Here is a 22,542-nt window from a genome sequence, read left to right on the forward strand (position 1 = left end):
GATGAGGGATTATGCAAAACGGTCCTCATCCTGAGGTGCGCGCTCCTAAGCGCGCCTCGAAGGACGCAGGGAGTTCGCCTCAGGCCGCGTCGAACGCCACCGGGCCACCCCAGAAGCCCTGGACCAGGCCGTTCTGCGGGCCCGGCGTTCCGGTGGTCAGGAAGACACGGCTTCCACCCGTTCCAGGCACGAATTCCGGATGGCGCTGCAGGTAGAGCTCCAGCGCGTCGGCGGTCGAGGCCGGTTGCTGGATCAGTGGTGTGCCGGCCGGCAGAGCGGCGCGGAACAGGTCGGCGATGATCTCGTAGTGGGTGCAGCCCAGCACCACGCGGTCGGGGAAGCGGCCGATGCGGGTCTTCAGGGCCAGGACGTGGCCTTCGATCGCCTTGGCCAGCTCGACGACGCTGGCGTCGCCCTCGATCAGCGGCACCAGTTCGGGGCAGGCCTCGGAAAAGACGGCCAGGTCCTGCTTTCGCTTGTCGATCTCGATCTCATAGACCCGCGAGCGCACCGTGGCCTGGGTGGCGAAGACGCCGAGGATGTCCAGCTGCTGGACCTTCTCGCCGCGTCGCTCGGCCTCGTGCTCCCACGGCAGGCCCGTGGCCTTCTCGATGGTCGGGACGATGATGCCCAGGATATTGACCGGCCGGCCCAGGTCCTTGCGATAGCCGGGCAGCCAGGTCTGTTGCAGGCGGCGCAGAGCGATGGCCGAGGCGGTATTGCAGGCCAGGACCACCAGGTTGGCGCCGCGCTCGAACAGGCGGACGCAGCCGGCCTTGGTCAGGTCGACGATCTCCTCGCCGGTCCGCACGCCGTACGGCGCATTGGCCTGATCGGCCAGATAGGTGAAGTCCGCCTGCGGCAGACGCTGCACGAGGGCGCGGTGGACCGTGAGCCCGCCCACGCCGGAGTCGAAGACGCCGATCATGCGTCAGGTTTAGCCGTCGATGAGGGCGCCGTCCACGCAACCCGAAAGGTTACGGTCCTGTCATGTGACGGGTGTGGACGCTTGCCATAGGGTCGCTGCAAATCTTCACCGGAGACACTCCGTGCAACGTCGTACGTTCCTTGCTTCAGCCGCCGCCACCGGCGCCGTCGCCGCCCTCAATCCGAGCTTGTCCATGGCCCAAGGCAGTAATCCCCTGACCGCCAAGTGGGTGGGCCCCTATGGCGGCGTGCCGGCCTTCGACATGGTCAAGGTCGCCGACTTCAAGCCGGCCCTCGAGGCGGCCATGGCCCGGAACCTGGCCGAGATCGACGCGATCACCGCCAACAAGGCCGCGCCGAACTTCGAGAACACCATCGCCGCCCTGGAAGACGCCGGCCGCACGCTCAACGACGTCCAGACCTACTACAACATCTGGGGCTCCAACATGAGCTCGCCGGAGTTCCAGGTCGTCGAAGCCGAGATGGACCCCAAGCTCTCGGCCCACAACGACAAGATCAACCAGAACGCCGCGCTCTTCGCCCGCATCGAGGCGGTCTACAATTCGCCGGACAAGGCCAAGCTGACGCCCGAGCAGCAGCGGGTCCTGTGGATCTACTACCGCAACTTCGTGCGCGCCGGCGCCAAGCTGGACGCAACCGCCAAGACCCGGATCGGCGCGATCAACACCGAGCTCGCCGGCCTCTTCACCAAGTTCAGCCAGAACCTGCTGGCCGACGAGAACACCTGGATCGAGCTGACCGACGCCGACCTGGCCGGCCTGCCGGAGGGGCTGAAGGCGGCCGCCGCCTCCAACGCCACGGCGCGCAAGCTTCCGGGCAAGTTCGTGGTGGTCAACACCCGCTCCAGCGTCGACCCGTTCCTGGCCGAGTCCCCGGTTCGCGCGGCCCGCGAGAAGGTCTGGCGCGCCTTCGTCAATCGCGGCGACAACGGCAACGCGACCGACAACAACGCCATCATCGCCCGGATCCTGAAGCTGCGCGTCGAGCGGGCCAAGCTGCTCGGCTACAAGACCCACGCCCACTGGCGCCTGGAAGTGGCCATGGCCAAGACGCCCGAAAACGCCATGGCGCTGATGGAGGCGGTGTGGAAACCGGCCATCGCCCAGGTCGCCATCGACGTCGCCGACATGCAGGCGATCATCGACAAGGAAGGGGGCGGCTTCAAGCTCGAGCCCTGGGACTACCGCTTCTATGCCGAGAAGGTCCGCGCCGCGAAGTACGACCTCGATATGAACGAGGTGAAGCCCTACCTGCAGCTGGACAAGCTGCGCGAGGGCATGTTCTGGGCGTCGGGCCAGCTGTACGGCTTTGAATTCAAGCAGCTTTCCGGCATCCCGGTCTATCACGAGGACATCACCGTCTATGAGGTGACCCGCGCCGGCAAGCATGTGGGGCTGTGGTACTTCGACCCTTATGCCCGCCCCGGCAAGCGCTCGGGCGCCTGGATGAACGCCTACCGCACCCAGGAGCGGTTCAAGGGCGAGGTGACCACGCTGGTCTCCAACAACTCCAACTTCATTAAGGGCAAGCCGGGCGAGCCCCTGCTGATCTCGTGGGACGACGCCATCACCCTGTTCCACGAGTTCGGCCACGCCATCCACGGCCTGAACGCCAATGCCACCTATCCGTCGGTGTCGGGCACGGCCGTGGCGCGCGACTATGTCGAGTTCCCCAGCCAGCTGAACGAGCACTGGCTGCCGACGCCGCAGGTGCTGAACCAGTTCGCCCTGCACTACCAGACCGGCAAGTCGATCCCGCGGGCCCTGGTCGACAAGATCGAAAAGGCCGACCAGTTCGGCGAGGGCTTCGGCACGACCGAGTACCTGGCCAGCGCCCTGATCGACATGAAGCTCCACCTGGCCGGCGACGTCGACATCGATCCGGACAAGTTCGAGCGCGAGGAGCTGGCCAAGCTGAACATGCCCAAGGAGATCGTCATGCGGCACCGCACGCCGCAGTTCGGTCACGTGTTCTCGGGCGACGGCTATTCGGCCGGCTACTACAGCTACCTGTGGTCCGACACCCTGACCGCCGACGCGGCCGAGGCGTTCAAGGAGGCCCCGGGCGGCTTCTACGACAAGGTCGTCGCCAAGCGGCTCTATGAGAACGTCATGTCGAAGGGCAACACGATCGATCCCGTCGACCAGTTCCGCGCCTTCCGCGGCCGCGACGTGAAGATCGGCGCCCTGATGCGCAAGCGCGGCTTCCCGGTACCGCCGGGAGCCTGAGAACCCGCCCCCTCTCCCCCTGCGGGAGAGGGTGGCCCACGCAAGTGGGTCGGGTGAGGGGTTGAAGAAAAGATGCGCCGCGACAGCCTCACCGCCGTCGCGGCGTTTCTGTCTGTGCGACCCCTCATCCGTCGCCCTTCGGTCGACACCTTCTCCCGCAAGGGGAGAAGGGCTAAATGGTTTCGGGGGCTGAAGGAGTTTCGATGGCCGCGTCCAAGTCCGCCCTGCCCGCCCTCGCTCTCTCGCTGATCTTCGCCGTCCCGGCTCTGGCCCAGAGCGCGCCGCCGCCGCCGACGGTCGATCTCGGCCAGGCCCCGGCCCAGGACGAGAGCGCCGTGGTCGCGGAGCTGACCATCATGGCCAAGCCGCCCGGCCCGGCTGTCTGGTTGGCCGAAAAGGACGGCGCCAAGCTCTACATCCTCGGCTCGGCCCCGCCCCTGCCCCACCAGCTGAAGTGGGATAGCCCCCGCTTGAACAAGGCCTTGGACAAGGCCAGCCTGGTGCTGGTCCCGCCGCAGGCCTCGGTCGGCGTCACCCAGATCGCCGGCTTCATCCTGAAATTCGGCGGGGGTCTGCGCCAGCCCGTGGGCAAGAACCTGGAAGACCAGCTGCCGCCCGACCTGAAGGCGCGCTTCGTCGAATCCCGCAACCAGGCCCGCAAGGGCGCGGGCGAGTACAAGAACTGGAAGCCGGCCGTGGCGGGCTTCCTGCTGCTGTCCGACTTCCGCCAGGCGGCGGGCCTTTCGGAAGCCAAGCCGATCAGCACGATCGAGCGCATGGCCAAGGCTCGTAAGCTGAAGGTCAAGGCAGTGGGCCAGTACCGGATGAGCGCGATCACCACGATCGCCTCCAAGCTTTCGCCGGAAGACCAGCTCTATTGCCTGCGCGTGGCCCTCGACGAGATCAGCTACGACGGGGCCCACTCCACATCGATCGGCCGCGACTGGGCCGAGGGCGACCTGGCCTCGGTCCGCGCCCGCTATCGGGCCAGCGGCGCTCAGCGCTGCCTGCTGCGCGCTCCCGGTGGTCCGGCCCTGCTGGAGAAGGGGATCGGCCAGACGACCGACGCCATGACCGAGGCCTTGAAGCGTCCGGGCGTCACCGTGGCGGTGGTCGACCTCGGCTTCCTGCTGCCCGGCAACGGCGTGCTGGACCGCCTGAAGGCCGGCGGCGCGACCCTTACCTCGCCCGTCGAGTAGCGGCATCCTTGACGGGTCACCTCCCCTGCCCTCAGCGTGGTCGCGAGCTCGGGAGGAAGACACCGATGAAGACGATGATCGCCGCCGCCGCTGCGGCGCTGCTGGCCGGCTCGCTGACCACTGGGGCGGCGCGCGCCGAGGTGGTCGACGCCCAGCCGAACGGCTTCGAGATCCGGCACGAGGTGGTCATCGCCGCCCCGGCCAGCGCCGTCTGGGCGACCTTGGTGCAGCCTTCGAAATGGTGGGCGTCGACCCACACCTGGTCGGGCTCGGCCGCCAACCTGTCGATCGGCGCGGCCTCGGGCGGCTGTTTCTGCGAGCGGCTGCCGAACGGCGGCTCGGCGCTGCACATGACGACGGTTAACGCCGTTCCGGGTCAGAAGCTCGTTCTGATCGGCGGCTTGGGCCCGATACAGAGCTCGGGCGCGAGCGGCGCCCTGACCTTCCTGCTCGCCGAGAAGGAGGGGAAAACCACCGTGACGGTGACCTATGACGTCGGCGGCTACTTCAAGGGTGGGCTCGACAAGATCGCCCGGCCGGTGGACGGCGTGCTGGGCCAGCAGGTGGCGGGACTGAAGGCGGCGGCGGAGGGGAAGTAGGCCTTGCGTCCTTCGAGGCTCGCCTTCGCTCGCACCTCAGGATGAGGAATTCAGTACAGAGCACCTCATCCTGAGGCGCCCGCGAAGCGGGCCTCGAAGGACGCAAGGCATAACAAAACGCCCGCGAACCTCTCGGTCGCGGGCGTCTTCGTATCGGCTTCGACGAGGAGACTAGGCGCTTTCCGCCAGGCCCTCGTCGCTGGCGCCCAGCAGAGCCATCTGCAGACGCGAGCGGTCGCGGCGCGCCGCTTCCAAGGCGCCTTCGGCCATGGCGGCTTCCGAGGTGAGGCGCTCGATCGTGGCCTGCATCTCGGCGACCTTGTCTTCTTGCTCGCGACGCATCTGGTCTTGAGCCTCCTGCATGGCGTCCAGGCGGGTGCGCAGCTGAGCGGCGCGTTCCTCGGCGCGCTTGAGCGCCTTGTCCTGGGCGACGCCGCTCTTGGCCAGCTGGTCGGCGCGTTCGATTGCGGTGGCGCGGGCCGTGTCGACGCCGGCATGGCGCTGACGCAGACCGTCGGCCTCTTCCTCAAGGGCGCGGACGCGATCCAGGGCGCGCTCCAGGGCGACGTTGAGATCGCCGGCGCGGCGCTCGACGGCCTTCTGGTGGGCGCTGGACTCGGCGAGACGGGCCGAGATCTGGCCGTTCATCTCTTCCAGCTTGTCGGCGCGGCCGGTGGCGGTTTCCAGACGGGTCTGCAGCGCCGAGATTTCGGCGCGAGCCGCCTCGACCTGGCCTTCCAGGTTCCGGATCGTGCGACCGCTGTCGGTCTGGTGGGCCGCCAGGGCGTTTTCGATCGCCTGGACGCGCGCGCGCTCGTTGGCGAGCTGGGCCTCGAGGTCGGTCTCGATGCGCGACAGGCGGGCGATATCCAGACCGGCCTGGTCGACGCGCTTCTTCAGCGTCGCGGATTCTTCACCCAGCAGGGCGTTGTCCTGGTTGGCGCGGGCCAAGGCGGCCTCGGCGTCGCCACGACGGGTGTCGATGTCCTGGGCCTGGGTCCGCAGGCTGTCGACATCCTGGGTCAGGTGCTCGATGCGGGCGGTGGAGTCGCGCAAGCTGGCGTCGAGGCTGGAAACCTTCAGATCCGACTGCAGCAGCGCGTTTCGCAGGCGATCGATCTCGAGAACGTTGTCTTCGAGCGCCGCGTCCTGGGTCTGGCGACGGGCGTCGGATTCGCCGAGGGCGGTCTCGGCGGCGGCCAGGCGCGCGGACACTTCGCGCTCCTCGGCCTGGATCTGGGCGATCTGGCGCTGGGCCTGGTCGAAATTGGCGCGCAGGGCGATCAGTTCGGCGTGCTCGCTGCGGCGCGCCTCGAACTCCTGGGCGACGGGGCCGCGGATCTCGGCGATCAGCGGCTCGATGGCCTTCAGGTGCTCCATCACGCGCCCAATGCTGTCGAGTCCGCCGTGGATGGTCTCGTAGCGTTGGCCGATGGCCTGGGTGGATTCGATCTGGTGCTGCACGCTCTCGATCCCGGCGTCTTCACCCAGAACGGTCGGCTTGCCGTTTTTGTTCTCGCGCGAATTCTTCGACAGCAGTCTCATCTAGCCCACCTTCGCCCCGTGCGAGTCCGCCGCGTCCTGAAGGACGCCCTTGCGGAAGCCGCGAATCTCTTACCCAGAGGTTAACAACTTAGTTTACGGACAAGATGAATGTCGAGGGGCCGACGCCGCGACCGGGCGTCGCGGCTGGGGCTCAAACCCCCGAAAACTGGGGATGATCGCTGGTCTGGGCCGCCAGTGTGCGTCCTGTCGCGCTCACCACGGCGGCGATGCGCAGAGCAACCTGGATTTGAACCGGCTGGACACCTCGCCGGCGCAATTCGGATTCATGGCTGTCCAGACACGCCCCGCAGCCGTTGATCGCCGACACCGCCACGCACCAGAGCTCGTAGTCGACAGTCTCGACACCGGGGTGATGGGCCAGCTTGTTCATGCGCAGGCGCGACGGCAGGGCCTCGTAGTCGGGCGCCTCCATGAGATGCACGGCGCGGAAATAGACGTTGGTCATGGCCATGATGGCCGCCGCCGTCCTGGCCGCCTCGAAGGCCTCATGCGACAGGCCCGCCTCGCGCGCCGCGCTGTCGATCGCTCTCAACGTCTCCGGCTCGCCCACGGCGCAGGCGCTGGCGACGAAACAGCCCCACTTGGCCTGTTCGGACAGGGTGGTCTCTTCGGCCAGGACGGAAAGATTGGTCCCGATGTCCCGGGCATAGGCGGGAAGCTGGGCGCGCAGGGCCGCGATCGACATGGGAACGCTCCGTCCGGTCTGGACCAGCGGCTTAGCATCGGGGGGAAGCTGCGTCCCGGTCCGCGCCACGGGGAGGGGAAGCGCGGGCGGACCGGGAGCGGGCTGGGCGCCGGCGTCGGGGGGGAGAAACGCCGGTCTTTCGCCGTGCCTTGGTGGTACGCCGTGGCGGATCAACTATCCAATCGATAGTTTTTGGAATCTCGATAGATAGATCCTATATCGGGACCATGCTCCTCCCCACCCTTCGCCAGCTGCAGTACCTGAAGCTGCTTTCCGAGCACGGTTCGTTCAGTCGCGCCGCCGAGAGCGCCTTCGTCACCCAGCCGACCCTGTCGGCCGGCATCCAGGAACTGGAAAAGATCCTGGGCGCCCCGGTCGTCGATCGGGCCCGCTCCGGTGTGATCCTGACCGCCGCCGGTCAGGAAGCGGTGCGACGAGCCGAGGACATCCTGGCGCGGGCCGAGGACCTGGTTCAGGCCGCGCGCGGGGCCGGCCAGCCGCTGGCGGGCCGCTTTCGTCTCGGGGTGATCCCGACCGTGGCCCCTTACCTGTTGCCGCGCGCCCTGCCCCTGCTGCGCGATCGCTTTCCGAAGCTGAAGCTGTTCCTGCGCGAGGACCTGACCCAGCGCCTGATCGCGGCCCTGAAGACCGGGGCCCTGGACGCGGCCCTGATCGCCCTGCCCTACGACATGAGCGGCCTGGACTGGGCCCATGTCGAGGACGACGAACTGCTGGCCGCCGCGCCGGCGAACCATCCGATGGCGGCGTCGATCCGCGTCGATCCGGCGACCCTGCAGGGCGACGACCTGATCCTGCTGGAGGACGGCCACTGCCTGCGCGACCACGCCCTGGCGGCCTGTGGCCTGGAGCCGCCCAAGGGCGTCGGCGACGAAGAGAGCTTCGCGGCCACCTCCCTGCCGACCCTGGTGCAGATGATCGGGTCGGGCCTGGGGATTTCGTTCCTGCCGGCCATGGCGGTGGAGGCCGGGCTGGCCGACAAGACCGCGCTCACCATCCGGCCACTGGCCACCGAGCATCCCAGCCGGGAGATCGTCGTGGCCTGGCGCGCGGGATCCAGCCGTGGGGTCGAGGGCCGTCTGCTGGCCGAGACCCTGCGCGAGGCGCCCCAGAGCTAGCGGCCTGACAGCTTGGTGCGGGCCGCCTGTTCGATCTTGTCGAGGCCGCTCAGGGTGTCGCGGGACGCCTCCAGCGTGGTGTTGAAAACGCGCAGGTCGGCGGTGTTGATCTTGCGGACCGCGTTCTCGCGCGACCACTCCAGGCCGATCAGCTGGCCCATGCGACAGGCCTTGGGCAGCAAGGCCGCGCGCTGCGTCGGGCCACCCTTCACGAGCAGCTTGCCGACCACGTCGTTCCAATTGGGCGCGCCGGGCATGCACATCGCCAACCGGTCGCATTGGCCCGTCCAGAACCGCCGGTACCAGCGCTCGTGCTCGGGGGTGTCGTAGCGGTTGGAGGCGCTGACGAGCGCCTGGCAGTCGGCGCGGACGTACGACTGGGCTTGCGCGCCGGTCGCCGCCAGGAGGCCCGCCGCCAAAAGGGCGGGGCCGAAAATCCTAAACCGCATGGGAGATCGGACCCTCGGCGCGGCCTTCGACGAACTGGCGGACATAGGGGTTGTCAGTGGTGCGCAGTTCGGCGGCCGGACCGCGCCAGATGATCTTGCCCTCGTGCAGCATGGCGATCTCGTCGCCGATCGTCTGGGCCGAGGCCAGGTCGTGGGTGATCGACACCGCCGTCGAGCCGAGGCGCCGCACCTGATCCGAGATCAGTTCGTTGATCGCCGCCGCCGTGATCGGGTCCAGGCCCGTGGTCGGCTCGTCGAAGAACAGGATCTCGGGCTGGGCGACCACGGCGCGAGCCAGGCCGGCGCGTTTCTGCATGCCGCCGGACAGCTCGGAAGGGAAGCGATCGGCGACGGCCGGGGCCAGGCGCACCTGCTCCAGGGCCTCGATCGCCCGCTCTCGGGCTTCGGCGCGCGGCACGCCGTCGGCGTTGATCAGGCGGAAGGCGACGTTCTCCCAGACGGTCAGGCTGTCGAACAGGGCCGCGCCTTGGAACAGCACCCCGACGCGGGAGAACAGCTTGCGGCGCTGGCCTTCCGGCAGGCCGACGATGTTCTGGCCGTCCAGCTCGATCTTGCCGGCTTCGGGGCGCATCAGGCCAAGGGCCGTCTTGATGGTCACCGACTTGCCCTGGCCCGAGCCGCCGATGATCACCAGCGACCGGCCCGGCGCGACCGACAGGTCGAGGCCATCCAGGATCGTGCGGCCGCCGAAGCGCTTGGTCACGCCTTTCCAGGCCAGTTTTGGGATGGCGTCGGTCATGAGGCGTGGGTGAAGAAGGTGGTCAGGAGATAGTCGGAGGCGAAGATCAGGATCGCCGAGGAGACCACCGCGTGGGTGGTGGCCCGCCCCACGCCCCGCGCCCCGCCCGAGGCATTGTAGCCGTGATAGCAGCCCATCAGCGCCACGATGAAGCCGAACACCGCCGACTTGATCAGGCCCGACCAGATGTCCCAGCCTTCGAGGAAGGTGACGGTGTTGCGGATGTAGACGGTCGGGTTGAATTCCAGCACCCGCGTGGCGACCAGCCAGCCGCCGGCGACGCCGATGGTGTCGGCCACGGCCGTCAGCAGAGGCAGCATCAGCACCCCGGCCAACAGGCGCGGCGCGACCAGGTAGCGGAACGGATCCGTCGACAGGGTGCGCATGGCGTCGATCTGCTCGGTCGCGCGCATGGCCCCGATCTCGGCGGCGATGGCGGCCGAGACGCGGCCGGCCAGCATCAACGCGGCCAGGACCGGGCCCAGCTCGCGGGTGATGCCGATGGCCACGATCTGCGGCATGACCTGCTCGGCATTGAAGCGTCCGCCGCCGGTATAGATATTCAGGGCCAGGGCCGCGCCGGTGAAGATGGCGGTCAGGCCCACCACCGGCAGCGAGAAGAAGCCGATGGCCACGAACTGCCGCAGCAGCTGGCTGAGGAACCACGGCGGGCTCAGGACAGCCGCGACACCCCGCGCCGCGAAGACGCCGACCGACCCGACCATGCGCACGGCCGCCAGGGTCGAGCGCCCCAAGGTGCGAATGGGGTGGGTGGCGACCTCGCGGGCCGCCTCGACCGCGGTCATGTCAGTAGCTCTCGGCCGGTTGGGTGGCCGGGTTGGCCGGAGCCGGCGCAGGGGTCGAAGTCCCGCCGCCGCCATTGCCCTGCGGACGGATCACCGAGCCGATCAGGCCGAAGATGTCGACCGCGCCTTGAGTGTTCTCGATCTCGCCGCCCGGCTTGATGTCGTCCAGCGAGCCGCCCGGCGCGATCGCGATGTGCGCGCCGCCCAGCAGGCCGTCGCTGGTGATCTTGGCCGTGGAGTCGGCGGGCAGCTTGATGTTCGGCTCGATGCTCAGCTTGGCCACGGCCAGGAACGTCTTCGGCTCCAGGGTGACCTGCGAGACCGTGCCGACCTTGACGCCCGCGACGCTGACCGCCGCGCCGGGGGCCAGCGAGCCGGCCTCGCCGAACTTGGCGCTGATCTCGTAGTTGCCGCGCTTCATGGCGACGCCGCCGACGCTCAGCGAATAGGTCAGGAACCCCGCCGCCAAGGCGAGGACGACGACGCCCATGGCCGTTTCGGCCCATTGTTCGCGCACTGCAAATCCCCTTTTCAGTCTGACGCTCGGGCCGCTCTAGCGGCGGCCCTTAGCGGCGGTACCGCCCTTTTGAAGCTGGTTGATCAGCACGTCGATGTTGCCGCCGGCGTTGTCGATCGTCGAGACGAAGTCCTGCTGCTGGGTGATGGCCAGCCAGACGCCCTTGAACTGGACGTCGACGACCTTCCAGGTCTGGCCGCCGCCCAGCACCCGCCAGGACACCGCCACGGGCTGGCTGAGCTGGCCGCCGGAGACCGTGGTGTTGACGATCACATCGCCCGGCTTGCGGATCACCGAGCCGGTCACCTTCAGCTGCTCACCGCGATAGTCGTCGATGCGGTTCTGGTAGACGTTCTCTGCATAGGTCCGGAAGACCGCCGAGAAGCGGGCCTTCTGGTCCGGATTGATGGTGCGGGCGTACTTGCCCAGCACGAAGTTGGTGATGCGCGGCACGTCGGCCAGCTCGTCCACCGCCTGGTGGAAGGTCTGCTTCTTCTGCGCTTCGCTCATGCCCTTGTTGGCCAGGACGCTGATCACGCGCTGGGCGCGGGTCTGGACGAAGGCTTCGGCGCCGGGATCGCGCGTGCTCTGGGCCAGGGCCGGGCTGGCGACGGACAGGGCGGCGGCCCCGAAGAACGTCAAAAGCGCGGCGTTGGCGCCGCGCCGGGTGGGGGAGGTGTTTTGCATGGTGTTACCGGGGGAGGTCATGGTTTGGGCGTCGCTCCTGGCTTGGGGGTCTCCAGGGGCGGCGTATCGAAGTCGGGCAGTTGTTCGGCCTCTCCGGTGGCTTCGCGAACGAAGGCCTCGCGGTACTGGGCATAGGCCGAGCGGGCGGTGACGTAGGGATCGGCGGCGTCCTTCAGGGCGTGGAACGCTGGGTCGGCCTGGGCGCGCAGATCGACGACGGTGACGCCGACGCGGACCTTGCCGAAGTCGGTGTCCAGGCCGCCCGCGAACATCGAAACCGGGTCGGTGGCGAAGTCCAGCGCGCGGCCGACGCCGTCGCGGACGTTCAGCGGGCCCATGATCGGCACATAGAGATAGGCGCCGGGCTTCGCGCCCCAGACCGCGAAGGTCTGGCCGAAATCGGCGCCGCGCGGCGGCAGCCCCATCTTGGCGGCCACGTCGAATAGGCCCAGCACGCCGATGGTCGAATTGACGACGAAGCGGGTCGTCGTGCGCGCGGCTCGCTTGGGCTTGCCCTGCAGCACGTTGTTCATGAACGTGTTCGGCTCGCCCAGATTATAGACCGCCGAGCTGACGCGATTGCGCACCACCTTGGGCGTGACGGCGATGTAGCCGTGGGCGATCGGGCTCAGAAGGACCTTGTCGACGCCCATGCTCAGCTTGAACGAGGCGCGGTTCAGGCCTTCCAGGGGGTCGCTGGCGGCGGCCTGCGGGGCTTGGTTCGGCGCTTCCGAGCCCTGCGCCCAGGCGGCCGGCGCGAACGTCAGCGCGCCGGCGGCCACGGCCAGTCCGGCGGCGGCGTAAAGCCGTCCAGCGGCCTTCCGGCGCGGGCTTCGGTTCTGGTCGCGCAAACTCATGCTCCTGCTTGTCACACCGGCCATGTATTCACGGCGTCCTCCGTATCAAGATTGCCACGGACTATTTCGGTCACGCTGTGGCCGCCTTGCCCTGAAAGCGTCCGACTTGAACGGGCCGGCTGCGAAACGCTGATTCGATCGCGAACACCAGCAGCGCTTCGCTGGTTCGCGCCGATCCGTCCCCCGAGACAGACCCCGAACACGGGGTAACGAGCGTTTTTCCATCGCATCGTTGTTTCTTTGCCGCGTTCCACCAGGTGTGACGCAATCAGATATATCGGAAATAGCTCTTGACGAGGTCCCAATCCGATATATCTATCGTTTCGATATAACGAAATAGGATCTAAAGAACATGTTTGGACGACACCAACACCACCGCGGCGAATGGCGCGGTCACGGCGGAGAGCATCACGGCCGCCATCCGTTCGGCTTCCACGGCGGGCATCATCATGGTCCGCGTCGCGGCGGCCGCATGGGCCGGTTCTTCGACCACGGCGATCTGCGCTTCGTGGTCCTCAAGCTGATCGCCGAGAAGCCCAGCCACGGCTACGAGCTGATCAAGGCCATCGAGACGGCGGCCGGCGGCGCCTACACGCCCAGCCCGGGCGTGGTCTATCCGACCCTGACCCTGCTGGAAGAGCTGGGCTACGTCACCGCCAGCGACGCCGGCGGCGGCAAGAAGCTCTATACGATCACCCCCGAGGGCGAGGCCTTCCTGGCGGGCAACGAACAGCCGGTCCGCTCACTGTTCGAGCGCATGGCCGAGGCGGCTTCCGCCAGCGCGGCCTTCGCGCCGCAGATCCTGCGGGCCCGCGAGAATCTGAAGACCGCCCTGCGCCTGAAGCTGCACGCGGGCCAGCTGACCGCCGAGCAGATCTCCGCCATCGCCAAGGCGATGGACGACGCCGCCGCCGCCATCGAAGCCATCTGAGCGGAAACGGAGGCACGACATGGAAAGCCACGCCCGCGTCGCCACCGAGAGGGCGGCCCGCTACATGATTCAGCTGGCCAAGCACTGGAGCCACAAGTTCGAGGTTCGCTACGACGAGACCTCGGCGACGTTCCCGCTGCCGCTGGGAACCTGCCAGATGACCGCCCATCCGGACGGTCTGGACATCACGGTCGAGGCTGTCGACCTGGAAGGCCTGGCCCGGATGGAAGATGTGGTGGCCAAGCATCTGGACCGCTTCGCCTTCCGCGAGGGCGAGCTGAAATACGGCTGGACCCGCGCCTGGCCGGCCGGCGGCGTCGACCCGAAGACCATCCGGATCAACGCGATCCACTAGGCGGAGAACGCCAAGTCGGCGAACACTGGTCATCTCCGGTTCATCCAAGCTTCGCTTTAACGAGCGCCGAGCTTGAAAGGATGACCATGAAGACCCTGCTGACCACCACCATGATGCTCGCGCTGGCCTTCGCGGCCGGCGCCGAGGCGGCTCCCACCGCCCGCGTCCGCGACGTGGTCATTTCCGGCGGCTGGCGCTGGGGCGCGGGGCCCAGCGGGGACTTCGCCAACACCCTGACCGAGGCGGTCAACGATCGCCTGGTGGTCTGCGCGGCGGGCCAGGATCTTCGGCTGGACCTGAAGATCGAGCGCCTGGATATCCGCCAGGCGAACCAGATTGGCCGCAACCGCCCCAATCGCCTGGTCGCTCAGGTCAAGGTTCGCCAGGCGCGGGACAAGAGCGTGATCGATCTTCAGCGCATCGACGTCCAGACGCCGGACGAAGGAATCATGGCCTTCCTGCGCGATCCGGAAATCATCCTGTCGGAAGCGACGGGCGACGCGATCTGCGGGGCCTTCTTCGCCAAGAGCCCGGTCTAGCCCATCCGGCTAGGCGAACGGTTTGAACGGCTGGTCGGCGGACGCCACGACGCGGCCGTCCGCATCGAACTCGATGGCGATCAGACCGGGCTTCTCGCGGAAGGGCATCTGATCGTCGTTGCCGAAGAAGGTCTGCCACCAGCGGCCCGAGGCGTCCTGGAAGATATTGCCGCCGCCACCGCCCGGCGGGCCTTCGTGACGGCCGCCATAAGGCCCCAGCAGCTTGTCCGACGTCGCGAACCAGAACGAATAGCGGCCCTCGTCCTTGTTGCAGGCCCCGACGTAGTACTTGCCGTTGGCCTTGAAGAAGGTCGCGCCCTCGAAGCCGACCCGGCGTACCGGTTTGGCGCTCTTCGCAGCCCTCGGTTCGACTCCGGAGTCGTCGAACGTCAGGTCCTGCCAGTCGCCGGCGAAATCGCTGAAGTCCGGCTTGATCTCGCGGATCCGCAGCGCCGCGCCCCACGACAGATAGACCTTGCCGTCGTCGTCCCGGAACAGGGTCGAGTCGATGCCGCCCTTGATCGGCTTGTCGGAGATGACGTGGACATAGGGGCCTTCGGCCTTGCCGGTCTTGCTCCGCAGGACGCCCATGCCGACGCCGCTGATGCAGTGGCAGATGTAGTAGTTCCCGTTGACGAAATGAATCTCGGGCGCCCAGATGGAGCGGAACGGCACGCCGGCGCGAGCGGTCCAGTTTTTCTCCCAGGTCCCATCGCGTTCGATGCTCCAGACCAGGCCCATATACTTCCAGCTCTTGAGGTCCCGCGACCGCCACAGCTCGACGCCGTCGTTCGCGGCCCAGCAGTTATCGCCGGTGGTGCCGGTCATGTAGTAGAAGCCGTCGCCGCCGCGGCAGATGATCGTGTCGCGGATATGCGCGTCCCAGATCGGGCGAATGGCCGGCAGTTTTCCGGCCTTCACGGCCGAGGCCGAGTCGGCCGAATCCCAGGGGGCGATGGGGTAGGAGCGGGGGTTGGGGCCCTTGTAGCTGACTTCCGACAGGCCGGAGCGCCAGCCGCCGTCCTGGGTGGCCTTGGTGACCGCCCGGCCCGCGCCGCTGACGCCCGCATAGGGCCAGTAGTCCTTGGCGGGCGGCGGGATGACCCGGCGGCTATTGTCCGCGCCCTCCAGCTTTGGCGTGCCGGGCTTCGGGTAGGTTGGGTAGAAGACCTGGGCGAAAGCCGGCGCGCCGGCCAGGCCCAGGGCGGCGGCGCTCAGTCCGGCGAGCAGCGACCTGCGATCGGGCCGATCACGACCCATGCTCTTCCCATCGCGCGCCATGCGTCCTCACCTCGGATCCATTATTACTCCGACAAATAGCGAGATTGCCACCGGTGTCAAACCGTCGGCGGCCAAGATGGCTCGCGGGCGCGTGAGGGAGAAGGGCGCTAGTGCAGGCCGCGCAGCAGGTCGATGCGGCGCATGGCCTTGCCGGGGATCTCCGAGATCCGACCCAGCGGCAGAGCCTCGGCCACGCTGCGGACGCCGTACGCGGCATGGCGCACCAAGGTCGGCACCGAGGGCGAGCCCAGGAAGCCGAACACCACGGTCTGGCGGGCGTTGGAGAGCTCACGCTTGAAGCGGTAGTCGCCCGTGCCCAGGTCGAGCCGCGAATAGGGCGTGCCATCCATGCTTTTCAGTATGTCCTGGAACAGCATCAGGCCCGGCGAATAGCGGTCGAGCTCGGGATTGTGGGCGATCAGCCAGCCATGGATCGTGTGTTCGCCGCGAAGATGCAGGTGAACGGCCGCCAGCTGGTCGCCCAGGTGCAGGGTGTAGAGCCCGCCGCCGAAGGCCAGGTCGCGCAGGGCGAACAGCGACTCGACCAGCTCATTGACCCATGGCGTCTTGAAGAGGTCGGTCTGGCCGGTGGCCAGCAGCTGGGCCCGTTTCCAGGAGACCAGTTGGTCGAAGTCGACCCGGCTGTCCGACATCGCCGTGAACCGCGACGGTCCGACCTCGCGCTCGGCCTTGCGGCGCTTCTTGTCGATGTCCTTGAGGACGCCGACGCCCTCGGCCTTTCGCTCGGCGGCGTAGGCCTCATAGCCTTCCGAAGACTCGACGATCCAGGAGTCCGCTCGGCCTCGGCCGTGGCGGGCCAGCGTCTCGTCGTCGGCCAGCATATGGCAGAAGTCGATGCGCGAGACGCCCAGCGCCGACAGCAGGTCCATCGGATTGACCTCGACGCCCGGCGCCGAGATCAGGGCTTGATAGTCGCACATCGGCGCGCCGACCGGCATGGCCACGCCATGGCGCGTTCGGGCGGGCAGGAAGGCCAGGGCCTCGCCCTCGGCGCCGCGCACGATGGCGACCTTCACGTCCTGGCTTTTCCCGACCTGGGCCTTGGCGACCGTCTGGGCCCAGTGCGGCGACAGGAACGGGGAATCCAGACGCGCCTGGCCACGCTGAAGCTCCGTCCACCGCGCGATGTCGGCAGGTGAGAGATCCAGCGCTCTGACGACTTCGATAGACAAGAAAAACGCCCCGACGGCATGAGTCGGGGCGCATCCTGATCCTGATAACTTTCCTTAAGGTTGACGAGACGGCGTTATGCGAAACGCCGTCTCACCGAAACCTCAGTCCATCAGCTTGCGCGTCAGATAGGTGTATTCCAGCGCCTGACGACGGGCGGTCTCGGCCAGGTTGGCCGAAGCGGCGTGGCCGCCGTCGACGTTCTCGTAATACAGCACCGGATAGCCCAGCTCGGTCAGGCGCGCGGCCGCCTTGCGAGCATGGGCCGGGTGGACGCGGTCGTCCTTGGTCGAGGTCTCGATAAACACCTCGGGATACTTCTGGCCCGCCTTGAGGTTCGAATAGGGATCGTACTTGGCGATGACGGCCCGTTCCGACGGAATGGCCGGGTCGCCGTACTCGCCCACCCACGAGGCCCCGGCCCCGATCTGGCTGTAGCGGATCATGTCGAACAGCGGCACCTGGACGACGATCGCGTTGTAGAGCTCGGGCTTCTGGGTCAGCGCCACGCCCATCAGCAGGCCGCCGTTCGATCCGCCCATGATGCCCAGATGGCGCGGCGAGGTGATCTTGCGGGTGATCAGGTCCTGGGAGACGGCGAAGAAGTCGTCATAGACCTTCTGGCGGTTCTCCTTGAGCCCGGCGGTGTGCCAGGCCGGGCCGAACTCGCCGCCGCCGCGGATGTTGGCGACTACATAGGTGCCGCCGCGCTCCAGCCACAGCTTGCCCATCACGCCCGAATAGCCAGGCGTCATGGCCTGCTGGAAGCCGCCATAGGCATAGAGCAGGGTGGGGGCCGCGCCGTCGTACTTCACGCCCTTCGGACGCACGACGAAGTAGGGGATCTTCACGCCGTCGCTGGACGTGGCCTCGAACTGCTCGACCACGTGGGTCGAGGCGTCGAAGCGGGCCGGCGAGGCCTTGACCTGCTCCAGCTTCAGCGAGCCGGCGTCGGCCAGCCAGTAGGTGGTCGGGGTCAGATAGCCGGTGACGGTGAGGAACAGGCGCTCGTCCTTTTCGGCGGTCGAACCCAGGCCGATCGAACTGTTGGCCGGCAGGTCCAGGGCCTGGGCCGTCCAGCCCTTGGCGCCGTGGGTGTAGACCCGCGCCGCGCCCTTGACGTTGTCCAGCATGCCGACGACCAGCTTGGTGCGGGTGGTGGTCACCTGCTCCACCGACTGGCGCAAGGTCGGGCGCAGGACCAGTGTGGCGACGGTCTTGTCCGGCGCGGCCTTCAGCTTGGCCAGGTCGAAGCTGATCAGGTCACCGGTCTTGAAACCCTTTTCCGGCCAGTCCTGCTCCATCAGCACGACCATCTGGCCGGCCACGTAGCCCTGGATCGAGCTCTTCAACGGCAGATCCAGCTTCACGGGTTTGGCGCCCTCGATCAGGTAGGTCTCGCTCTCGAAGAAGGTGACGCCCCGGTGAGCCATGGTCGCCACGACCTTGCCGTCGGCGTCACGCAGCACGAACGGGCTGACCGAGACGTCGGTGTCGACGCCGCGGAAGAGCTCGACCGCCTGGTCCAGGCCCTGGCCGCGCTTCAGGCTCTTGAGCACATAGGCATAGCCCGACTTGGTCAGTTCGCCGGGCTTCCACTCGCGGCCGACCAGCAGGGTGTCCTTGTCCAGCCAGGTATAGTTCTGCTTGCCCTCGGGCAGGACGAAGCCACCCTCCACGAACGTCTTGGTCGTGGTGTCGAACTCGCGGACGGTCACGGCGTCCTTGCCGCCGTTGGACAGGGTGATCAGGCAGCGGGAGTCTTCCGGCGGCAGGCAGGACGCGCCCTTGAACACCCAGTTGGCGCCCTCGGCCTTCGAAAGGGCGTCGATATCGAGGATCGTCTCCCAGGCAGGCTCGGCCGTGCGGTAGCTTTCCAGCTTCGTCTTCCGCCAGACGCCGCGCACATGCTCCTTGTCCTGCCAGAAGTTGCGCAGGGAGCCGTCGCCGGCGAACGACACGCCCGGCACGCGGTCCTTGGCGTTCAGTATGGCCAGGGCCTTGGCTTCCAGGTCGGCGTAGCGGGTGTCGCCCTGCAAGACCGGCAGCGACTTGGCGTTCTGGGCCTTGGCCCAGTCCATGGCCCGGGTTCCCTCGATCTCCTCCATCCAGAGGTAGGGGTCGTTCTTGCCCAGCTCCGACAGAGGGGTGCGGGCTTCCGCTGCGGGCTTGTCGGGTTCGGCGGCGATGGCGGGGGTGATGGTCATCAGGCTCGTGGTGGCGAGGAGGGCGGTGAGGAACTTACGCATCTAGTGATCCATCAGCTGTCGCGACAGGTAGGTGTAGTGCAGGGCCCAGCGGCGGGCGTTGGCCTTGGGGTCGGCCCCATTGGCGTGGCCGCCGTCGGTGTTCTCGAAATAGAGGTGGTCCACCTTCAGGTCGTCCAGGCGCGCGGCGAACTTGCGGGCATGGCCAGGATGGACGCGGTCGTCCTTGGTCGAGGTGGTGATGTAGGCCAACGGGTATTTCACCCCGGCCTTCAGGTTCTGATAGGGCGAGTACTTCTCGATGAAGGCCCGCTCGGCCGGTATGGCCGGGTCGCCATATTCGCCGATCCACGAGGCCCCGGCCGGCAACTGGGGATAGCGGATCATGTCCAGCAGCGGGCTCTCGACCACCACCGCGTTCCAGAGGTCGGGCCGCTGGGTCAGGGCCACGCCCATCAAGAGGCCGCCGTTCGAGCGGCCGTAGGCGCCCAGATGACGGGGCGAGGTGATCTTCTTGGCGATCATGTCCTCGGCCACGGCGAAATAGTCGTCGAAGGTGCGCTGGCGATTGGCTTTCAGGGCCGCGTCGTGCCAGGCCGGGCCGAACTCGCCGCCGCCCCGGATGTTGGCCACGGCATAGCTGCCGCCGCGTTCCAGCCACAGCTTGCCGATCAACGGGTCGTAGACCGGCAGCTTCGACAGGTTGAAGCCGCCATAGGCGTGCAGCAGGGTCGGGTTCGAGCCGTCGTGCTTGTGGCCCTTTGGATGCACCAGGAAGTAGGGGACCTGGGTTCCGTCCTTGGAGGTGGCGACCTTCTGCTCGACCTCCAGCTTGGAGCCGTCGAACTGGGCGGGCAGGGATTTGACCGTCTCGGCGGTGGTTCCGGTCGCGTCGGCCAGCTTCAGCTGGGTCGGGGTGACGAAGCCCTCGTCCGTATAGAAGACGTGATCGCCTTCGTCCGAATGGCTGACCAGCGTCACGGCCGCATTGTCGATCACGGGCAGGTTCTGGTGCTCCACGCCCCATTCGCCCTTGTTGCGGATGCTGACCAGCGAGCCGCGCACATTGTCGTAGACGACGGCCACGACCCGATGATCGGTGACCGTCGCCTGTGCGATGGACTGGCGCGGGCCGGGCGAGAGGATCGCGCACGGATTGCAGCCGTTGGAGACGACGATCTCATTGCCCGGTCGAAGGCGTTCCGGCGAGACCAGCGCCAGGCTGCCGGCCGGGATGGCGCGGCCGGCGAGGGCCCAGGCCTCTTCGGTCTTCAACACCAGGGATCCGTCCAGCAGGCCCAGGACGTTGCCCTTCTTGGGCAGGGGCAGTTGGGCCAGGCCGGTCGGCGTCCATTCGAAATAGAGGCTGTTGAAGAAGTCGACCGCCTGTTCGATCAGGACCACGCGATTGCCGCGCGCGTCGCGCAGCACGTTGGGTCGCGCCGAGACGTCGGACTTCTGGCCCCGGAAGATCTCGACCGCCTCGCTCCGCGCCTGGCCGCGCTTCAGTGTCTTGATCACCATGCCGTAGCCGCTGTCGGTGGTCGTGCCGGGACCCCAGTCGCGGGTCATGATCAGGGTGTCGGGGTCCAGCCACTCGATCGACTGCTTGCCCTCGGGCAGGACGAAGCCGCCCTCCACGAAAGCCTTGGTGGTCAGGTCGAACTCGCGGACCGTGACGGCGTCCTTGCCGCCGTTCGACAGGTTCACCAGGCAGCGGTCGTGGGTCTTGGGCCGGCAGTCGGCGCCCTTCCAGATCCAGTTCTTGCCCTCGGCCTTGGCCAGGGCGTCCAGGTCGATGACCGTTTCCCACTGGGGAGTGGCGGTCCTGTAGGACTCCAGGCTCGTGCGCCGCCAGACGCCGCGCACGTGGGTCTCGTCCTGCCAGAAGTTGAAGACGGCCTTGCCGATGAAGCTCGGCATGGCGATCCGGTCCTTGGTCGCCAGGATCTTCAGGGCGTCGGCCTGCAGGCCGGCATAGCGCCGATCGCCCGACAGCACCGGCAGCGCCTTGTCGTTCTGGGTCTTCACCCAGGCCAGGGCGTCGGGGCTTTCGACAGCCTCCAGCGCCAGGTGAGGATCGGCCTCCTGAGCGAAGGCGGGACCGGCGAGAACGGCGGCCAGGGCGAGGGCGGAGCAGGTGCGGAACAAACTCATGGCCGGGGACGGTAGCGGAAAATCCTCCCCACGCCAGAGCTTCGAGGGAAAGATCAGACCCCGTCGTCGGGAATGTTCAGCAGCCTGCCGCACGCCTTGCAATGGACCGCGTCCGGATCGTGCCGGCGCAGGCCGCAGTCGTGGCACTGGTAGATGACCTTGTGCGGCCGCAGGATCGACTGGATCAGGCCGATGAACAGCGACACCCCGCCCAGCATCACCGCCATCGACAACAGCTTGCCCCACACCCCCGGCAGGGTGACGTCGCCATAGCCGGTGGTCGTCAGGCTGGTGACGGTGAAATAGAGGGCGTCGACATAGCCGGTCACCCCGTCGTGGCGGCCCACGAAGCTTGTATAGACGAACCCCGTCACCACGAAGATGAAGGTCAGCAGCGACGCGCCCGCCCGGGTGATGTCCTCGATGCGCGTGTCGTCATAGCGGCGGCCGATCGTGCGCCAGAAGAACTCGCTGTGGATCAGGGTCCACAGCCGCACCACCCGCAGGAAGCCGAAGTTGAACAGCCAGGCCGGGAACAGCAGGGTGGCCAGCACGAACAGGTCCAGCCAGACGATGGGTTTCTTCACCCAGGACTTTATGTCGCCGTGCGCGATGGCCCGCGCCGCCAGATCGAGGGCCAGGAACGCCGCCACGCCATAGTCGATCACATAGAAGGTCAGGCCGTGGCGCTGCATCAGCGGCGCGGCGATGAAGAAGGCGATGATCGCAAGGTCGATCAGGATGATCGCATAGCGGAACCTTACCGCCGCCGGCGAGGCGCCATGATAGAGGGCCCGCAGTCGGGCGCGCAGGCGGAGGTCTTCCCGGATGGGCTCAACCATTATCGGAGACCAGGCGCAGCGGCGCCGGCTTGGCCGTCGGTTCGGGCGCCGGGCCGCCGACCAGGGCCAGCGCTGTCTCGTAGGCGCCGCCGAAGTTGATGCGGGTGACGTCGTCCAGCCGCCGGGCGGTGAGTTCGCTTTCCCAAAGCGCGTCCGGTCCGATGTCGCGCATCCAGGCGACGCCACCCTCCAGGCTGGCCACCGCGCCGATGTAGCAGACCCGGGGCCTGTCGGTTTCGGCATAGACGGTGATCATCGGAAAGACGCGACCGGCGGTCTCCAGGATCTCGCCGACGCTGTCCAGGGTCACGGCCGGGGTTTCGGGCTGCGTCTCGCCCAGCTTCTCGAGCGCCGTCTCAACGAACTCGACGAACGGGGCCGGCTTCAGGTTCTTGATGTCAGCCAGGCGATAGCAGCCGAAACCATTGAACCGGATGTGATCGCCGACCTCGGCCAGCATCACGAAGGCCGGGCCCAGACCAACGACATAGCCGCTGACCCAGCCGTCCTCGAACCGCCGGTGAAAGCGCATCAGGGTGCGCTCCTGTTGGGCGCGGGTCAGTTGCTCTCGAATGTCCTTGGCCGCCATCTTTACTGCGTCG

22 protein-coding genes and 1 pseudogene are annotated in these 22,542 nt (G+C 67.5%); 8 read left to right on the top strand and 15 right to left on the bottom strand.

Going from position 1 to position 22,542, the window contains the following annotated elements; all coding sequences use genetic code 11:
• Nucleotides 1–79 precede the first annotated feature (79 nt).
• On the bottom strand, nt 80–928 hold the full coding sequence (locus AC1RRV_RS06955) for a glutamate racemase (RefSeq protein WP_492858861.1): 849 nt from the start codon (nt 926–928) through the stop codon (nt 80–82).
• A gap of 121 nt (nt 929–1,049) precedes the next feature.
• Here AC1RRV_RS06955 and AC1RRV_RS06960 point away from each other — a divergent pair, with 121 nt between their 5' ends.
• From AC1RRV_RS06960 to AC1RRV_RS06975, 4 genes and pseudogenes are all read left to right on the top strand, one after another.
• Nucleotides 1,050–3,176: a M3 family metallopeptidase gene (locus AC1RRV_RS06960; protein ID WP_492858862.1), complete on the top strand. Its 2,127-nt coding sequence runs from the start codon at nt 1,050–1,052 to the stop codon at nt 3,174–3,176.
• A gap of 203 nt (nt 3,177–3,379) precedes the next feature.
• Nucleotides 3,380–4,375, top strand: coding sequence for a TraB/GumN family protein (locus AC1RRV_RS06965; protein WP_492858863.1), 996 nt, complete (start codon nt 3,380–3,382; stop codon nt 4,373–4,375).
• A 65-nt stretch (nt 4,376–4,440) separates the two neighbouring features.
• Nucleotides 4,441–4,974: an SRPBCC family protein gene (locus tag AC1RRV_RS06970; protein WP_492858864.1), complete on the top strand. Its 534-nt coding sequence runs from the start codon at nt 4,441–4,443 to the stop codon at nt 4,972–4,974.
• A 5-nt stretch (nt 4,975–4,979) separates the two neighbouring features.
• Nucleotides 4,980–5,079 (top strand): annotated as a pseudogene (locus AC1RRV_RS06975) (hypothetical protein); the annotation flags it as partial.
• A gap of 66 nt (nt 5,080–5,145) precedes the next feature.
• Here AC1RRV_RS06975 and creS read toward each other — a convergent pair.
• Both creS and ahpD read right to left on the bottom strand, forming a co-directional pair.
• The gene (gene creS, locus AC1RRV_RS06980; protein WP_492858865.1) at nt 5,146–6,519 is read right to left on the bottom strand and encodes a crescentin; all 1,374 of its coding nucleotides are present in this window, start codon (nt 6,517–6,519) and stop codon (nt 5,146–5,148) included.
• 151 nt (nt 6,520–6,670) lie between these two features.
• The gene (gene ahpD, locus AC1RRV_RS06985; RefSeq protein WP_492858866.1) at nt 6,671–7,225 is read right to left on the bottom strand and encodes an alkylhydroperoxidase, AhpD family; all 555 of its coding nucleotides are present in this window, start codon (nt 7,223–7,225) and stop codon (nt 6,671–6,673) included.
• Between the two features lie 227 nt (nt 7,226–7,452).
• Between ahpD and AC1RRV_RS06990 the strand changes: the two genes are divergently transcribed.
• Complete coding sequence (locus AC1RRV_RS06990; RefSeq protein WP_492858867.1) at nt 7,453–8,361, top strand: hydrogen peroxide-inducible genes activator; 909 nt, start codon at nt 7,453–7,455, stop codon at nt 8,359–8,361.
• Here AC1RRV_RS06990 and AC1RRV_RS06995 read toward each other — a convergent pair.
• Genes AC1RRV_RS06995 through AC1RRV_RS07020 form a run of 6 tightly spaced genes read right to left on the bottom strand, consistent with a single transcriptional unit; the run spans nt 8,358 to nt 12,461 of the window.
• Complete coding sequence (locus AC1RRV_RS06995) at nt 8,358–8,810, bottom strand: hypothetical protein (RefSeq protein WP_492858868.1); 453 nt, start codon at nt 8,808–8,810, stop codon at nt 8,358–8,360. The two genes, AC1RRV_RS06990 and AC1RRV_RS06995, sit on opposite strands and share 4 nt — an antisense overlap.
• Nucleotides 8,800–9,570 carry an ABC transporter ATP-binding protein gene (locus AC1RRV_RS07000; RefSeq protein ID WP_492858869.1) on the bottom strand — a complete coding sequence of 257 codons (771 nt, stop codon included), beginning with the start codon at nt 9,568–9,570 and terminating at the stop codon, nt 8,800–8,802. The genes AC1RRV_RS06995 and AC1RRV_RS07000 overlap by 11 nt, the downstream gene beginning before the upstream one ends.
• Nucleotides 9,567–10,376, bottom strand: a complete 810-nt coding sequence (locus tag AC1RRV_RS07005) for an MlaE family ABC transporter permease (protein ID WP_492858870.1) — start codon at nt 10,374–10,376, stop codon at nt 9,567–9,569. The genes AC1RRV_RS07000 and AC1RRV_RS07005 overlap by 4 nt, the downstream gene beginning before the upstream one ends.
• Nucleotide 10,377: 1 nt before the next feature.
• Complete coding sequence (mlaD, locus tag AC1RRV_RS07010) at nt 10,378–10,911, bottom strand: outer membrane lipid asymmetry maintenance protein MlaD (protein ID WP_492859233.1); 534 nt, start codon at nt 10,909–10,911, stop codon at nt 10,378–10,380.
• 18 nt (nt 10,912–10,929) lie between these two features.
• A complete protein-coding gene (locus AC1RRV_RS07015) occupies nt 10,930–11,601 on the bottom strand; it encodes an MlaC/ttg2D family ABC transporter substrate-binding protein (protein WP_492858871.1) in 672 nt (223 codons plus the stop codon).
• Nucleotides 11,598–12,461, bottom strand: coding sequence for an MlaA family lipoprotein (locus tag AC1RRV_RS07020; RefSeq protein ID WP_492858872.1), 864 nt, complete (start codon nt 12,459–12,461; stop codon nt 11,598–11,600). Before AC1RRV_RS07020 ends, AC1RRV_RS07015 begins: the two co-directional genes overlap by 4 nt.
• 328 nt (nt 12,462–12,789) lie before the next feature.
• Here AC1RRV_RS07020 and AC1RRV_RS07025 point away from each other — a divergent pair, with 328 nt between their 5' ends.
• The 3 genes from AC1RRV_RS07025 (at nt 12,790) to AC1RRV_RS07035 (ending at nt 14,262) form a co-directional block, all read left to right on the top strand.
• Nucleotides 12,790–13,368: a PadR family transcriptional regulator gene (locus AC1RRV_RS07025; RefSeq protein WP_492858874.1), complete on the top strand. Its 579-nt coding sequence runs from the start codon at nt 12,790–12,792 to the stop codon at nt 13,366–13,368.
• A gap of 19 nt (nt 13,369–13,387) precedes the next feature.
• The gene (locus AC1RRV_RS07030; protein ID WP_492858875.1) at nt 13,388–13,723 is read left to right on the top strand and encodes a DUF2218 domain-containing protein; all 336 of its coding nucleotides are present in this window, start codon (nt 13,388–13,390) and stop codon (nt 13,721–13,723) included.
• 86 nt (nt 13,724–13,809) lie between these two features.
• A complete protein-coding gene (locus tag AC1RRV_RS07035; protein WP_492858876.1) occupies nt 13,810–14,262 on the top strand; it encodes a hypothetical protein in 453 nt (150 codons plus the stop codon).
• Nucleotides 14,263–14,271: 9 nt separating this feature from the next.
• Here the strand turns inward: AC1RRV_RS07035 and AC1RRV_RS07040 are convergent, their stop codons facing one another.
• The 6 genes from AC1RRV_RS07040 to AC1RRV_RS07065 all read right to left on the bottom strand — a co-directional run bounded on the left by AC1RRV_RS07040 (nt 14,272) and on the right by AC1RRV_RS07065 (nt 22,529).
• Nucleotides 14,272–15,543 (bottom strand): family 43 glycosylhydrolase, encoded by a 1,272-nt coding sequence (locus AC1RRV_RS07040; RefSeq protein WP_492858877.1) that lies wholly within the window; start codon nt 15,541–15,543, stop codon nt 14,272–14,274.
• Between the two features lie 107 nt (nt 15,544–15,650).
• Complete coding sequence (locus AC1RRV_RS07045; protein WP_492858878.1) at nt 15,651–16,736, bottom strand: GNAT family N-acetyltransferase; 1,086 nt, start codon at nt 16,734–16,736, stop codon at nt 15,651–15,653.
• A 102-nt stretch (nt 16,737–16,838) separates the two neighbouring features.
• On the bottom strand, nt 16,839–18,983 hold the full coding sequence (locus AC1RRV_RS07050; protein ID WP_492858879.1) for a prolyl oligopeptidase family serine peptidase: 2,145 nt from the start codon (nt 18,981–18,983) through the stop codon (nt 16,839–16,841).
• Nucleotides 18,984–21,098, bottom strand: a complete 2,115-nt coding sequence (locus AC1RRV_RS07055; RefSeq protein ID WP_492858880.1) for a prolyl oligopeptidase family serine peptidase — start codon at nt 21,096–21,098, stop codon at nt 18,984–18,986.
• 53 nt (nt 21,099–21,151) lie between these two features.
• On the bottom strand, nt 21,152–21,940 hold the full coding sequence (locus tag AC1RRV_RS07060) for a potassium channel family protein (RefSeq protein WP_492858881.1): 789 nt from the start codon (nt 21,938–21,940) through the stop codon (nt 21,152–21,154).
• Nucleotides 21,933–22,529: a hypothetical protein gene (locus tag AC1RRV_RS07065; protein ID WP_492858882.1), complete on the bottom strand. Its 597-nt coding sequence runs from the start codon at nt 22,527–22,529 to the stop codon at nt 21,933–21,935. Before AC1RRV_RS07065 ends, AC1RRV_RS07060 begins: the two co-directional genes overlap by 8 nt.
• Nucleotides 22,530–22,542 lie beyond the last annotated feature (13 nt).

The organism is Caulobacter sp. GW821-FHT11E10 (assembly GCF_058808375.1).